This window comes from Edaphobacter modestus (assembly GCF_004217555.1).
GTDB classification, from domain to species: Bacteria; Acidobacteriota; Terriglobia; order Terriglobales; family Acidobacteriaceae; genus Edaphobacter; species Edaphobacter modestus.
The window spans coordinates 512,599-525,343 of record NZ_SHKW01000001.1 but is presented as its reverse complement, the minus strand read 5'-3'; the positions used below and the strand labels follow the sequence as shown (position 1 = coordinate 525,343).

General features: G+C 54.0%; 16 protein-coding genes, 1 tRNA gene and 1 pseudogene. 4 read left to right on the top strand and 14 right to left on the bottom strand.

Annotation, left to right across the window (positions count from 1 at the left end):
* Positions 1 to 244 precede the first annotated feature (244 nt).
* From BDD14_RS02190 to BDD14_RS02180, 3 genes are read right to left on the bottom strand one after another with little or no spacing between them, the layout of a single operon-like run.
* The gene (locus tag BDD14_RS02190; RefSeq protein ID WP_207231665.1) at positions 245 to 412 is read right to left on the bottom strand and encodes a PhzF family phenazine biosynthesis protein; all 168 of its coding nucleotides are present in this window, start codon (positions 410 to 412) and stop codon (positions 245 to 247) included.
* A gap of 12 nt (positions 413 to 424) precedes the next feature.
* Entirely contained in the window at positions 425 to 1,381 is a 957-nt protein-coding gene (locus BDD14_RS02185) for a D-2-hydroxyacid dehydrogenase (RefSeq protein WP_130417383.1), read from the bottom strand.
* Positions 1,381 to 1,833, bottom strand: a complete 453-nt coding sequence (locus tag BDD14_RS02180; protein WP_130417382.1) for a PaaI family thioesterase — start codon at positions 1,831 to 1,833, stop codon at positions 1,381 to 1,383. Before BDD14_RS02180 ends, BDD14_RS02185 begins: the two co-directional genes overlap by 1 nt.
* A gap of 77 nt (positions 1,834 to 1,910) precedes the next feature.
* Between BDD14_RS02180 and BDD14_RS02175 the strand changes: the two genes are divergently transcribed.
* On the top strand, positions 1,911 to 2,825 hold the full coding sequence (locus tag BDD14_RS02175) for a LysR substrate-binding domain-containing protein (RefSeq protein WP_130417381.1): 915 nt from the start codon (positions 1,911 to 1,913) through the stop codon (positions 2,823 to 2,825).
* Between the two features lie 364 nt (positions 2,826 to 3,189).
* On the opposite strand, the gene BDD14_RS02170 is transcribed toward BDD14_RS02175, so the two are convergent.
* The gene (locus BDD14_RS02170; protein WP_278045459.1) at positions 3,190 to 4,611 is read right to left on the bottom strand and encodes a TonB family protein; all 1,422 of its coding nucleotides are present in this window, start codon (positions 4,609 to 4,611) and stop codon (positions 3,190 to 3,192) included.
* A 135-nt stretch (positions 4,612 to 4,746) separates the two neighbouring features.
* Here BDD14_RS02170 and BDD14_RS02165 point away from each other — a divergent pair, with 135 nt between their 5' ends.
* A complete protein-coding gene (locus BDD14_RS02165) occupies positions 4,747 to 5,766 on the top strand; it encodes a hypothetical protein (RefSeq protein ID WP_130417379.1) in 1,020 nt (339 codons plus the stop codon).
* A 143-nt stretch (positions 5,767 to 5,909) separates the two neighbouring features.
* Here BDD14_RS02165 and BDD14_RS02160 read toward each other — a convergent pair whose 3' ends face one another.
* The 3 genes from BDD14_RS02160 to BDD14_RS02150 all read right to left on the bottom strand — a co-directional run bounded on the left by BDD14_RS02160 (position 5,910) and on the right by BDD14_RS02150 (position 8,482).
* On the bottom strand, positions 5,910 to 6,959 hold the full coding sequence (locus tag BDD14_RS02160) for a lactate/malate family dehydrogenase (protein ID WP_130417378.1): 1,050 nt from the start codon (positions 6,957 to 6,959) through the stop codon (positions 5,910 to 5,912).
* Positions 6,960 to 7,466: 507 nt separating this feature from the next.
* Positions 7,467 to 8,150, bottom strand: coding sequence for a hypothetical protein (locus BDD14_RS02155; protein ID WP_130417377.1), 684 nt, complete (start codon positions 8,148 to 8,150; stop codon positions 7,467 to 7,469).
* Positions 8,147 to 8,482, bottom strand: coding sequence for a PadR family transcriptional regulator (locus BDD14_RS02150; protein ID WP_130417376.1), 336 nt, complete (start codon positions 8,480 to 8,482; stop codon positions 8,147 to 8,149). Before BDD14_RS02150 ends, BDD14_RS02155 begins: the two co-directional genes overlap by 4 nt.
* A gap of 28 nt (positions 8,483 to 8,510) precedes the next feature.
* Here BDD14_RS02150 and BDD14_RS02145 point away from each other — a divergent pair, with 28 nt between their 5' ends.
* Complete coding sequence (locus BDD14_RS02145) at positions 8,511 to 9,314, top strand: tyrosine-type recombinase/integrase (protein ID WP_130417375.1); 804 nt, start codon at positions 8,511 to 8,513, stop codon at positions 9,312 to 9,314.
* 12 nt (positions 9,315 to 9,326) lie between these two features.
* On the opposite strand, the gene BDD14_RS02140 is transcribed toward BDD14_RS02145, so the two are convergent.
* The 7 genes and pseudogenes from BDD14_RS02140 to BDD14_RS31550 form a co-directional block, all read right to left on the bottom strand.
* Positions 9,327 to 9,413: transfer RNA gene (locus BDD14_RS02140), tRNA-Leu, on the bottom strand.
* 61 nt (positions 9,414 to 9,474) lie between these two features.
* On the bottom strand, positions 9,475 to 9,771 hold the full coding sequence (locus BDD14_RS02135; protein WP_130417374.1) for a hypothetical protein: 297 nt from the start codon (positions 9,769 to 9,771) through the stop codon (positions 9,475 to 9,477).
* 228 nt (positions 9,772 to 9,999) lie between these two features.
* Positions 10,000 to 10,158 carry a hypothetical protein gene (locus BDD14_RS31555; protein WP_165419879.1) on the bottom strand — a complete coding sequence of 53 codons (159 nt, stop codon included), beginning with the start codon at positions 10,156 to 10,158 and terminating at the stop codon, positions 10,000 to 10,002.
* Entirely contained in the window at positions 10,159 to 10,473 is a 315-nt protein-coding gene (locus BDD14_RS02130; RefSeq protein ID WP_130417373.1) for an integrase core domain-containing protein, read from the bottom strand.
* Between the two features lie 47 nt (positions 10,474 to 10,520).
* Positions 10,521 to 10,715 (bottom strand): annotated as a pseudogene (locus BDD14_RS02125) (transposase); the annotation flags it as partial.
* 39 nt (positions 10,716 to 10,754) lie between these two features.
* Positions 10,755 to 11,039, bottom strand: a complete 285-nt coding sequence (locus BDD14_RS02120) for a hypothetical protein (protein ID WP_130417372.1) — start codon at positions 11,037 to 11,039, stop codon at positions 10,755 to 10,757.
* A gap of 268 nt (positions 11,040 to 11,307) precedes the next feature.
* Positions 11,308 to 11,493: a hypothetical protein gene (locus tag BDD14_RS31550; protein WP_165419878.1), complete on the bottom strand. Its 186-nt coding sequence runs from the start codon at positions 11,491 to 11,493 to the stop codon at positions 11,308 to 11,310.
* A gap of 663 nt (positions 11,494 to 12,156) precedes the next feature.
* Between BDD14_RS31550 and cas2 the strand changes: the two genes are divergently transcribed.
* Entirely contained in the window at positions 12,157 to 12,468 is a 312-nt protein-coding gene (gene cas2 / locus BDD14_RS02115; RefSeq protein ID WP_207231664.1) for a CRISPR-associated endonuclease Cas2, read from the top strand.
* The last annotated feature ends 277 nt before the right edge of the window (positions 12,469 to 12,745 follow it).

The window sequence follows — 12,745 nt, the reverse complement described above, 5'->3', positions numbered from 1 at the left end:
GATCTCCACCAAAAGGCCGGATACATTGACGCAGACATTCCTTCATCCATAAACTTTTCCCTTGCATTCAGACGGCGGACCATACATTTTGACCAAGTTCAAGGTCCCGAACCTCTTGGCCCGGTGAACTTACTCAAAACCCGACTTTAATGGAAGCTCAGCTAAGTGTTCAGGGATCTAGACAGCCTAGTGATAAACGCAAGAGCGTTCTCAGTACAATTTTGCTATTCGGCAATGGTGAAGGCTATTTCTCGTGAAGAAGTTGCTCGATCTCCGCCAGGTTATTCTCCGCTGCGATCGAGAGCATCACATCGTCGGAGAGCCACTTATCGAGAGGACACACGGCTGCCGGGTTTCCACCGAAGACCCGGTCGGTAAACGCATCCACCTGGTACATCGATATCTTCATCATTCTCTCCTCGATTTACGAAACCACATTCTTCGGGTGTCCTGCCACAAAGGATTCGATATTGCTCATCAACTGTTCTGCAAGAACGTTCAACGCATGATGGCTGGCAAAGGCCATATGCGGAGTGACAATGAGGTTCGGTAGCGATAGGTCCAGAAGCGGATTGCCGTTCCGAGGCGGCTCCTGGGCGAGTACATCGACTCCCGCTCCTCCGATCCGTCCTTCTCGAAGAGCGTCGGCAAGCGCCTGTTCATCGACGATGCCGCCTCGTGCGGTATTGATCAGGGTAGCGGTTGGCTTCATCATAGCGATCTCGTCCCGCCCAATCAGATTTCTCGTCTCTTCATTGAATGGGCAGGTGATGCAGAGCACGTCAGAGGTCTCGACCACTTCGCGAAACGCGACTCGTCTCTCGCGGGGAGCTGCACCTTTTCTGTCAGCAATCATCACGTTCATTCCAAATGCAGATCCCAGGTGCGCAATCCGTTCTCCGAGAGCACCATACCCAATAATTCCAAGATTGCAACCGTACAGGTCGCTCGGAAGAGGCTCTTTCAGCACACCGTAGAAGTGCGAGCGCTGCCACTCGCCCTGAGCCAGAAGCTCTCGATACACGAGCAGTTGTCGTCTCACGCCAAGCATCATCGCGAACGCATGTTCGGCGACGAATGTGCTCGACCAGTCCCGGAGGTTCGTAACCGTCACGCCGGCATCCCTGCAGACAGAAATATCAATACACTCGTAGCCGGTTGCGGACATGGCGATGAGTCGAAGATCGGGAAGCTGCTTGAGAATGTCGGCGTCGAAGTGGACCCGATTGGTGATTGCAATCGTTGCACCCTGCAGCCGTTCGATGACCTGTTCCGGTGACGTCGTCGGGTATTCAAACCAGTCGTGTGGAAACCGGAGCGACCGAAGTTGAGCTCGGATTGCGAACCGGTCCAAGAAGACAACTTTCAACTTCTCGCTCATTATGCGATGGCCTCTTCTTCTGAATGGTTTTGGATTGCAGGTGCAGCGGGGATGCGGAACATGGTGGCCTCTGCCTCGGCGAAGAGCATTTCGCCATCATCGGATCGAACCTCTGCTTTTGCTTCCACAATGCGGCTACGCTCTCGAATGACCCATGCGCGAATGAGCAGTGCAGCCCCGATTGGCACTGGTTTCGTGAACCTCGTCCTGATCTTGGCCGTGACGGCAGGCTTCTGCTGGAAGAAGAGCGCCCATCCAAGGGCCTCATCCATCAGCGAAAACGTTACGCCACCGTGCAGTACTCCATTCCAACCACCATGTTCGGGGCGTGCGACATAGCGCGCGCAGCTGCTCTCCGCCCCGTCCTGCTCGAATGGAACACGCAGCCCGAATTTGTTGTCAGGACCACACACATAACAGTAGGAATCCTTCGCACCTAAAACCGCCATCATCTTCTCCTGAGTTGAGAGTACGAGAAGGGAGCATATGCGTCCAATATGAATTACTAGATTTATGATATGTTGTACATATGAGGCGTCGAGAGCTCGAACTGCGGGATATCCGCAATTTCCTTGCGTTAGCTGAGACCCTGCACTTCGGCCGTGCGGCTGACCGGCTAGGGATCGCACAGCCGAATCTCAGTCAGCAAATCAAGCAGTTGGAAGGAACCCTTGGACACGCATTGTTCGAGCGGCATGCGCGTGGGGTGACGATTACGCCAGTGGGAGAGTTCTTCCAAAGGCGTGCGGAACTACTTCGAGACAATCTGAAGGACACCATTGAAACGGCGCAGCGTATCGGTCGCGGTGAGGAAGGCAATCTCATCGTCGGCTTCAGTGGCTCGGTCATGTTCAGCAAGGCGTCAACTGTGATTGAGCGCTATAGAAGCGGATATCCAAATGTTGATTTGCAACTCCGGGAATTGCATGCAAACGAGCAGATTACACAGTTGCTCGACGGCACGCTGGATATCAGCATCCTCCGGGATGGCGAACCCACCGAAGGACTCACGATCCGAACATTAATGCGGGAGCCTTTCGTTGCCATCCTGCCACAGGATCACCCTCTATCGGTCAAGAAAACCCTGCGCCCTGAGATGCTCAAGGAAGAGAGAATCGTGCTCTTTTCACCTGGCATTGCCCGCCTGCAGTTTGAACGCATATTAGGCTTGTGTTTAGCGCATGGCTTTCGACCCAACATCGTTCAGGAAGCCCCACAATGGGCCACTGTCGTTAGTCTCGTCAGTGTCGGAATGGGGATCTCGATAGCCCCAGCCTGTACCTCCCATCTCAATGTTCCCGGAGTGGTCTATAGACCCATCCAATCCGATAGCTGGACCTCTATCGACGTAGGGACCAGAGTCGAGCTGAAGAATCCTGCCGCCAAGACATTCCTCGCACTCGCTCAGAAAATATTTGGACTTGAGCCTAGGCGCCACCTATGAGGAATAAGGTGATTGCATGCTGACGTTAAATCTTACGACTCCGCAATTGAGATGCGAGAAGGTAACGAAACGCTCCAGCGTCGAGGAATCTCGTTACCGCGCTCCGAGCGCGACCAACCGACGCATGTGATCCTGCAACTCGAAAGCGCGACGGTCGTAGGCGTTGCGCAGACGAAGATTATTGCAACGATGCTCCAATTTCAGAAAAGCCCCGTATTTTGCATTGCATAAAGGTATTGCGATTGGCTTCCTAAAGGCGATAGGTTTTCGCAACAAACCTAAACGTACGATTTTTTACTTTTGGTGTGGTGATCCCAAGACGAACATCCCGCAAAACGGGGTTTTCGGAAAGTTCAAAACTTATCTACGGCCTTTTTGGCGTCGAAACCCGTGTTGCCCTTGCGCCTGCATTAGTCAGCAGTTGCTTTGACTCCTGATAATTGTCATCACTCAAGGCGTTGCATCTCGAATACCCTACAGTCGTCCACTGAGGATCTTTCTCCTGCACGATTGGGCGTCCGCAGTTCGCCGCATTTAAATAATCCAAGGCTGTCCGCCCCGCCGCATCCTTCTTTAGGGCATCGGCACCAGCCTTTAGCAAAGCCGTAATTTCTTGTGGCTCCCCGCGCTGGACTAGCAGCATAAGCGCGGTCATCCCAACATCGTTGACCGCATTTACGTCCGCCCCTGCGTCCAGAAGGTCCTCATCCGCCATGCCCGTAACAGCCGAAGCCATCAGCGCTGTCTCGCCCCGCTTTGACCGCGCGTTCACCTCTGCACCTGCTTTGAGCATTTCGCTCACTACCGAACCGCCATACGAACTAGCGGCATACATCAGGGGTGTCCAGCCGCTCGCGTCAACATCAGTCAGCTTATCGCCCGCCCCGAATGCGGCCCGGACACCCGCCTTGTCTCCGCGATGCGCCGCGTCCATGAGCTTTGTCTTGCCTGGTTTGGGCAGATACTCGAAGGTGATCTCTACGATGCTCTCGGTGCTGGGATCGCCGTGCCGCCATTGGTGCGTATTGGCGGCTGCGTCGACAGCGAGTTCAACCTCCCTAAAGATCGGCGGCGCGACATCGCCATATTCGCCTACGCTCTTCTCCCGCCCGCCGAGGCGCAACTTGATCGAACTCCCATCGCCATCCATCAGTCCGGCCTGGTTGTAGTTACCACACAAAGCCCAAACAGCCTCAATACGAAACCGCTCCAGAAGCGATTTTGCTTCAGCGGGGTTTATGCGCCCGCTCCGCGAAGTTTTCCCCTGTTCCCAGACGACCGAGCCGTCCTCGCCAACTCTCACGACTTCGTTCCATCGGTGCACCTCTACAAAATCGCCGCTTATCACCGCGGAGGGCAATGCGCGATCAACGGCAGACGGACACTCTGAGCGCTCAAGTCCCGTCGTAATGATCGAGAGCACCCGAACGTCACCGACCCCATCCAATTCCACCTTCGTCATTGGCTGGCTATCGTATCCATCATTTGGCGGATCAAGTCGGAAGTGAAATGTGACCTTATGAACCTGCCCGGCTGCTTCCGCCGTCGCAGCAAACTGCCAGGCCTTCACATTTTCAACCGCGATACCCTGCAACATCGGAGGGCCTGCGATCGCCCTTACATCCGCAGTGCGACCCTCCGATGTCTGTCGGAAGCTCACTACCACGTCACCTTGAACGCGAGCGGCTCTGGCAATCGGGGGATACTTCAGTTCGGGGAGAGGATCTGGAATCACCTTCTGTCCCTGACAGAGACTGAAGGTAGGCCCCAAGGCACAAATTAACATAAAGGCTAATATTCCCGGCGTTTTCATCAGCGGTCTCGACCCATTATCCTCCACCCTATTCAGGCTTTCCTTCAAAACGGGACGTTTCAGGCGAACTCCCCAAAGAAGGTAAACTCACCTGGAAACGGAGACGCGGTGGATAAATTGACCGAACCATTAGTAGATCAAACTGTTACTGCGCAGGGGGTCATCGAGCCGCCGCCCCCGTCCGGATCACATGACACATCTTGGAGTGTGATCGAACGTATTCTTTTTCGCTTCTCATTCTGTTACATCGTCCTCTACTACGCGCCCCGCATTTTGGAATTTCTGCCAGGCACAGGCCTGCTGGTGAATTGGATCTCCTATTGGTGGAGACTACTGGTTTACGAACTGGCGGGAGTGACAGCTTCCTCGCAGCCCACCGGTAGTGGCGATACTTTTAGTGCGTACATCGCCGAGCTCGTCATTCTTATTCTTTCTGTGGCGATAGGTATCATTTGGTCTATTTCGGATCGACGAAGGGGAAACTACATTCGTCTTCATGGCTGGTTACGAGTGTTGGCACGGTACGCACTTGCTTTCGTGCTCCTCTCTTATGCATTTGCAAAGGTCATTCCAACACAGTTCATTCCTCTCCAAAACGCTCAACTGGCGGAAACTTATGGGCGATCCTCCCCCATGGGACTCCTGTGGAGATTCATGGGATTTTCCACGGCATACACGATTTTCGGAGGATGTGCTGAGCTTCTCCCAGCGTTCTTACTTCTGTTTCGACGCACTGCTTTGCTCGGATCCGTCCTAGCTTTCATCGTCATGCTGAACGTCGTTATGCTGAACTTTTGTTATGACGTACCAGTAAAGCTCTCCTCAATCAATCTACTCTTGCTGTCCGCGTTCCTGATCCTGCCGGATATGTCACGTCTTTATCAATTTTTCGTATTGAACGCTCCAACTCAACCATCAGACTTGCGTGAACCAGAACTGAGTAACATATCCATACGAAGAACAGCTCTCGTGTTGAAATACGCGGCTCTGGTAATACTCCTTTCTTTATCGATCAAGGCATCAGTTGGCCGATATCACCATCAAAGAAGAGCTCTAATCGCACCATCTCCTTATCCCCTCACAGAGCGGGGCTTCCATTGGATACAGGAGGCGCCTTACAACAGATAAGCGGTGCTAAGCGCCCCTCCAAATGACTGAAGTCAGCAGCGCACTTCGTCGCAGATTCGTTCACTGATACTGAGGTGCACGAAAACGGGGTTTTCGGAAACAACGCCAATTTATCGAGTCTCTATCCAGAACCATAAACGGCTCTAACACCTCACAGCCATGAGATAGTTTGCGATTGACGCAGCAGAGAGCCGAATCTGCGAAAGTTGTTCTTCAGAGGATATGCTTAATGTTCCAAGTTCCCATCCGTCACGTTTGACGGTCAGCGGGACCCCGCAGACGCCACGTATGGATGCCAACTCGCCGACCAAGACTACTTGGCCGTGAAGGGGGCGGGCATCGGTTCCTAAAGTCGCCGACAAGAATCGCAAAGTCGCATTCGCTGTGGCATTTGGCGTGGAGTGTATAGCGTGCCCCGTAATCAGCGGCTGCGCAAAGATACGGGCGTCGGGAAGCGCGCGACGGGTTACTTCATACGCTTCCTCGATCTGTTCGCCTTGCAGCAGTTCAAAAACAACGGATTTTAATTTGGCAGCTCGTTGCGCAAGAGGTACTTCCTTGCTCCGCTCGATCAATGCCGCAAGTGAGTTCACGATGGTGGGGTCATTTGTCTCCACCTTTACACTGCTCCATAGCGGCACCATCGCCTGGCCATGCTCTCCCAGGACAGAAGCGAAGACCTCATGCCTGCTAAGTCCAAGATCGTGGGCTATGGCCCTGGCAAAACGTAGAGAGTCCTGTTCGGCTCCCATCCCGATGACCCTTTCTCGGCCCAGCTTCTCAGCAAAGATCTCGACCGCAAGCTCAACAGGATTGCTCACGATGATGAAGGTTGAACTTGGAACCACCTCCGCGCACAATTTCGCAATCTCCTCGAATACGGGAAGGTTGAATTTCCCCAGATCGCGGCGGTCCTTAAGATTCCCGCCAAGTCCAGCACCCGCACACATCACAACAATGTCGCCTTCGGTGTCTTGGATGTTGGCAACAAGCTCTATATCAACCGAGTCGTCATCGAAAGCATCCATAAGGTCGATTCGAGTAGCAAGTAACTTTGACGAGCTGGAGGATACGCCGTGGGCTACGAGTTGTAACCGATCGCCTCGACCCAAGAGTTTGCTTCTTAGAATTTGCGCTGCGAGCGTCGAGCCCACAGATCCCGATGCGCCGATGATCGATATAGTCTTTGCCATGAGACGAAGATCCCTATTTGTTACTCAACTGCTGATTTCTGAGAGCGACAGCGATTCCACGAACACACCCGGTCGCTCCCCATTCAATCTATCCGGAATGACTGCCTACAAACCATCCATGTCGCTACACAAAATGTCCGTGCGGTTCCACATCGTTGGATTGTTTTGTCTACTGCGAACAGTTGCTAGAGAAACAGAAAAGCGAGCCTCCTTGAGGAGCCGAGAACTCTCCCAGCGGAAAATTACTCATCCCGGCGTATTCCGCCAGTTTCCCCAAAAACGGGATTTTCACCAAGTTCGACGCCCGAACCCTTCTGGCCAGGTGTACTTGCTCAAATGTATGGTCCGCCGTCTGAATGCAAGGGAAAAGTTTATGGATGAAGGAATGTCTGCGTCAATGTATCCGGCCTTTTGGTGGAGATCAGTCTCCTGGCCATGATGAGATACGCCGCGTACCTGTCCTACAAAACCCCTCGGCTGTGGAAGAGCCTATTGAGCAATCAGGTTTCAGGTACGCCGTTTGACTGTTCTTTCATCTTTACTTATCCGGTGCAGACCTCGGTGGGAGAACTTGATCTTGATAGCTACGCTTATCCACAGGGCGATCCAAAGACTCGATGCGATCGGAACACTAATGAAGTAGAGGTGATCGATGAGAAAGAAATCTGTTCGCGTGAGATCTCCGATGACGATCTGTGGATGCCCAAGTTGGCGAAGCACGGCAAAGCTCGCGGCAAAGATCATTGCCGTTCCTGTGGAGAGAGCGAAGCATTGCTCGTGCGCTGTGTGTGTGTTCGATAGTCCGGACAATGCTGTGTGGGTCGCGAACCCCAACCAGACAAACAAGACCGCTGGCAGAACGCCGTAAATGATCGGTAGTATCGATGACCAGGGCCACGCGAGAACCCCAAGGCGATCCAGTGAGTAGGTGAGACCTCCGACACAGATATCTCTCCACAATGGAAAAAGCGCACTCCATCCCGCTGCGAAGGCCAACAGCGTTGCGCAACGATTCACCTTCCGGAAGATGTTGATCAGAATAGCTGCGGACACCTGGCACCAGAACCACTTCGCCGAGCGTCCACCTTCCAGCTCTTCTAACAGATCTCCGGAGAGATTGCCTCGCTTCTTCGCAGACTCCATATGGTCAAGCAGCCACAGAGCAAGCAGCACAGATCTCATCTGTCTCACGCGAGTCCTCCTTTGATGGGAGGCAAAGATTTCCAAAGTCCACTCAGAACGTGACGCGTCTCATGGAGGGCGCGAATGCCGCCCGGGGTCACGGAGAAGTAGCGCTTTGCTCGTCCACCGCGTTCGGGAGTGGACTCACCCAGCGTCGACTTCACGAATCCCTTAATCTCCAGCCGGTCCAGCGCAGCGTAAACGCTGCCGAGCGATACATTGCGGTCACGTACTTCGGATAATTCTCTGGCCATCGGGACGCCATAGGTGGCGTTTTCCAATCGAATAATCGCGAGGAGAATCATTAATTCAAACTCCCCAAGAAATCTTTGATCGCTCATATCTTCATTAATAGCGAAAAAAAAGAATTTGTCACGTCAATCCTACAAAGAAAAGCGCAGCACACCTCCGAAGGTGTATTCGGTTCCCTACATCCAAATGTTCAAGGAGAATAACGCGCGGCAAGGCTTTGTAGAGCAGGACGAGTTTGCGCGCATGGCTGCCGAAGCACACTTGGATGGGTTGTGGATGCGCGCCCTTCTCGAGGTGGCTTACACCTACGGATGGCGACGCGGAGAAATGCTCGGCCTACAAGTGCGACAAGTGGACCTGTACGCGCGCACGATACGCCTTGACCCTGGAACAACGAAGAATGGCGAAGGCCGCGAAGTCATGATGACGCCAGAGGTGGAAGAACTGCTTCGGGCTGCGGTTGCGAAGAAGAAGCCTAATGATTCCGTGTTCACCCGCGAAGGTGACGAGCCGATCAAGGACTTTCGGGGTGCGTGGAGAAACCTATGTGTACGTGCCGGAACGGGCCGCTGGGAGTGCAGGAAGTGCGGCGTTACGCTGACCGGGACGAAGTGCGAATGCAGCGGTGTACGCAAGTATGTTGGGCTGATCCCCCACGACTTTCGACGGTCAGCCGCCAAGGCCGCGCGCCGCGCCGGGGTACCGGAGTCGGTCATAATGGCGATGGGCGGGTGGAAGACACCCTCGATGTTTCGCCGTTACGCCATTGTCAGTAGCGCTGACCAACGCGCAGCGGTTGAATTGATCGTACGGGAGCGTACGGAAAAGACTCTAAGCCCCCGTTCGGCCCCCCAGCCCAGAAGCCGACCATTACGGCGAAAAGCAGGAGACGCCAACTGTCCAATAAGCCATTCAAAATAAATGCTTTATGTTTGGTGCCGGGAGGGGGGGTCGAACCCCCATGGAATTGCTTCCGACGGATTTTGAGTCCGCTGCGTCTGCCAGTTCCGCCATCCCGGCGCTGTAGCTATTATACCAAGTTCATCGAGACCAGTTCCTCGTGATTGCGAGTGCTATACCGCTACCTAGTGCGATTCTGATAGCGAAGCTCGTACATCTCACGCGCTTCAACGACATGCTCCGAGAAGATCACCCACAGATAGTCGATTGCTGGATGATTGCCGAGCCGCAGGTAAGTATCAATCTCTATTGCGACTGCTAAGAAAAAATCGCCGTCCGCGACACCTGGTGGAAATGCAAATGACTGCATGGCCCTTTTGCGTTTCTCCACCGTAACTGCATCGCCGAGCAAATCAGCGACCAGGAAGCCTGATACTTTTTGAAAGCTAGCGAAGGTTAGATGGGCTTGCGCTGACACCTCCCGATTGATCGATTTCTCGAGGAACTGAAGAAAGCCTTTGCATTGCTTTCTCTTTTCGCCAGTTTGAAGGGCGTCTTCCAGTAATCGACGAGCGTCGGATCGCTTTGTTCCTCCTCAGTGTTTTGGAACCTCTCCACCATGTGTCCTGTACATCCAACTGTTCGAGGAAATCTTCCCATTCCAGATCGCTCCCAAACTCGGCCTTAATCGTATTCCTCTCCTCCACTAAATCGCGCCAACCCGCCCGGTGGTAAGCCAGCGAGCGCGTATGAGGTCATCCATCATGTAAACCAAACTGAATAAGAGATCGAGCAATTGCCGATTGATGGGAGGTATTACGATGACGTAATTCGGCTTGTGACCTGCTCCCTTTCTCTCACCCATTCATAACTGGAGTCTCCGTTGCGTTGATGGTTGGTGTTTGCGAAGGGAGAGGGTCCATGGCCCCTCTCCCTTCGAGGTAGGTGCGGAACTCGTTGGGGTGCGGTAGTCCAGCGAGTTGTGGGGTGCTCGCCATTGTACTCCTCGCGGCCAGGTTGCCAGGGTACACCGGACGTCGTTCAGCGTGCGGAACCAGCTTGCGTTGAGGCACTCGTCGCGCAGCCTGCCGTGGAAGCGATCGACGTGGCCGTTCTGCATCGGGCGGCCCGGCTGGATGTGAACTAGCCCGACCTTCCAGTCTTCTGCCCAGCCGATCATGCGCAGCGAGGTGAACTCCGGGCCGTTGTCCGAGCCACGTTCTCAGGCCGGCGGTTCTCGTCCTCCATCGCCTTCTGCCGCTGCGCCTCGCTTACGTCCATCCCGCCGAACTTCTGCTTCCAGCCGTAGAACGTCGCCGCGCTGATCCCATGCTCACGGCATAACTCCGCCGTCTTCACCCCAGCTTCATGCTGCTTCAGTATCCCGATGATCTGCTCTTCCGTATAACGGCTCTTCTTCATCTCTGCTCCCTCGATTCAATTTACGAGAGATCTCCAGATTCAACTGGTAGAGATTCCAGGGAGCACGTCCTTGCGATTCGGATCGGGCGGTGTATCCGCAGTGATATACCCTACGGCTTCATAGGAGTTCCAAGCGAACCGTAACATGACCGTGAGGACCGAAAGGGATCGTTCATGCGCTCTATGCCCTCTCATCGAGCCAAGCTGTGTCTGCTTTTCGAGGTCACGGCTTACGTTGATATGGAGACCTTCAAGCTCCTCTGCCGCCAATAAGTAGTTGAATTCGCGAAGGGGTTTTAGAGGCCGAACGGTTTTCTTTGTCATGTCGTCTGAAGTCTACTCGCAAGGCGGCTTCACGGACGTCAGAGCGACCTGCCTCTCCTTAATCCAAAACGCATAACGCTTTTCGTACGGATCGGGATGGGTTTCCCATCGATGGCCGAAGACGTCAAGCATGTGCTGCTGCGTGAAGTTGCCGCGCATGGATTTGTCGGCCCGCTCTAGGTTAATCTGAAGCTCGTCGGGGATGCCGAGTAGTTTTCGGATCGTCTGCGGTCGAGCAGTTGGTATAAGGTCTCGCGTTGCTCCGGGGTCAAGTCGATGGAGTGCAGACTGCCAGGTCGGCTGAGATGCAGATCGTTGATCTCTGCAGGATGCGGAAGCGCTGCGCCGCCGCCAGTAAAGCCCCTGGGGCACGACGCTTGCCTGGCTCTAACTCGCATCTCCCGATGAGGTGTTCTTGTTTGGCGATGGGCCGCTCAAAAAGAGTAGTTGCCACATCTTCTCGCGCAGCTCTTGGGTGAGGATCGTGGAATAATGTGGCTGTTGCGCCTCCCAGATTCTGTCGAACTCCTGCTCGAACATCTTGCGCGCGATCCAGCGGCGGCGCACCTTTTGAGTATAAGGATCAAGACCCGCGAAGTACTCCCCAAGGTCTTGGCGTCTGCAGCTTTCATCTCCTCCCGCAATGTATTTATGTTCTCTTTGACTTGGCTGGGGTCTTCATTTTCCTTGGCGCTCTTCTTTACCTCTTTGCGGTTGGATTTGAAGCCGCGTCGCTGGCTGAGGTGGAAGAAGCCATGTCCTAATTCCATCCTCTAAGCGGTGATAAAGAGCGCATTTGCGAAGGAGATAGAGCGGCATCTGATGCAGAATGGCCGTTCGCCTCAAAGACGAAGAGCTGGATGATTGGCGCAACAACTTCGCGCTATCTCCTCGATAGCGAAAAACGATCTCTGTTCGATATCGTCTTGCGCACAGTAAATTCGCTGGCAAAGTGCATTGCAGGGGATGCTCGCGATCCTGAGATACCGAATCGCCTCATCCCCCGTGTGGAGGAAGTCACCATGAGGCGAGGAGTTCGTCGAGTGGAAGCTGACGAAGTGAGGGCTGCTGTTGCTGCTGGCCAGGAATTACTTTACGGATGCGGTCGTGGATTGCCATGAAAGGACAGCTTCTTTCAGCGTATCGATCATTGTGGCTCATAGCCATGTTCGACCTGCCGGTAGAGAGACACCGGAGAACAAGCGCAACTACACGCTTTCGCAAAGGCCTGCTCAAAGATGGATTTATGATGTTGCAGTATTCGATCTACGCACGGTATCTCCCCAGCGAAGAAGCAGCGGACTCCCACCGCAACACGATCCGGGCAATCATTCCGCCGCTTGGGCAGGTCCGCTTGATGACTGTAACCGATCATCAGTTCGGCAAGTTGGAGGTGTGTTTAGTCCCGGCATTTGATCGATGGGGTTGAGTGTAAATCTGGTGGGTTTTTGGGTCCAGAGGTTACAGATGGCTTCGTAGGGTGTGAGGCCGCGTAGTATCTTACGTCGTCTGGCGAAGTTGTAGGCTGCGATGAAGTCGGACAAGTGCGCTAGAGCTTGCCCTCGGCGGTCATCACCTCGGCCAGGTCGATGTGGAAGAAGGCGATCGGATCGAAGCATAACGCATGAGTTCCAGTTGCACCTTCATCGGCGCTCCGGTCTCGTCCAGTCAGGAACGATAGGTGTGGCGGAGGGTATTCTTGGCAC

Bases quoted from the DNA above. Each gene is read 5' to 3' on its own strand.
- BDD14_RS02180 (WP_130417382.1), bottom strand. From the start codon at position 1,833: ATGATGGCGGTTTTAGGTGCGAAGGATTCCTACTGTTATGTGTGTGGT.
- BDD14_RS02175 (WP_130417381.1), top strand. From the start codon at position 1,911: ATGAGGCGTCGAGAGCTCGAACTGCGGGATATCCGCAATTTCCTTGCG.
- BDD14_RS02120 (WP_130417372.1), bottom strand. From the start codon at position 11,039: ATGACAAAGAAAACCGTTCGGCCTCTAAAACCCCTTCGCGAATTCAAC.
- BDD14_RS02190 (WP_207231665.1), bottom strand. From the start codon at position 412: ATGATGAAGATATCGATGTACCAGGTGGATGCGTTTACCGACCGGGTC.
- cas2 (WP_207231664.1), top strand. From the start codon at position 12,157: ATGAAAGGACAGCTTCTTTCAGCGTATCGATCATTGTGGCTCATAGCC.
- BDD14_RS02160 (WP_130417378.1), bottom strand. From the start codon at position 6,959: ATGGCAAAGACTATATCGATCATCGGCGCATCGGGATCTGTGGGCTCG.
- BDD14_RS02170 (WP_278045459.1), bottom strand. From the start codon at position 4,611: ATGTTAATTTGTGCCTTGGGGCCTACCTTCAGTCTCTGTCAGGGACAG.
- BDD14_RS02185 (WP_130417383.1), bottom strand. From the start codon at position 1,381: ATGAGCGAGAAGTTGAAAGTTGTCTTCTTGGACCGGTTCGCAATCCGA.
- BDD14_RS02150 (WP_130417376.1), bottom strand. From the start codon at position 8,482: ATGAGCGATCAAAGATTTCTTGGGGAGTTTGAATTAATGATTCTCCTC.
- BDD14_RS02130 (WP_130417373.1), bottom strand. From the start codon at position 10,473: ATGATCGGCTGGGCAGAAGACTGGAAGGTCGGGCTAGTTCACATCCAG.
- BDD14_RS31555 (WP_165419879.1), bottom strand. From the start codon at position 10,158: ATGGGTGAGAGAAAGGGAGCAGGTCACAAGCCGAATTACGTCATCGTA.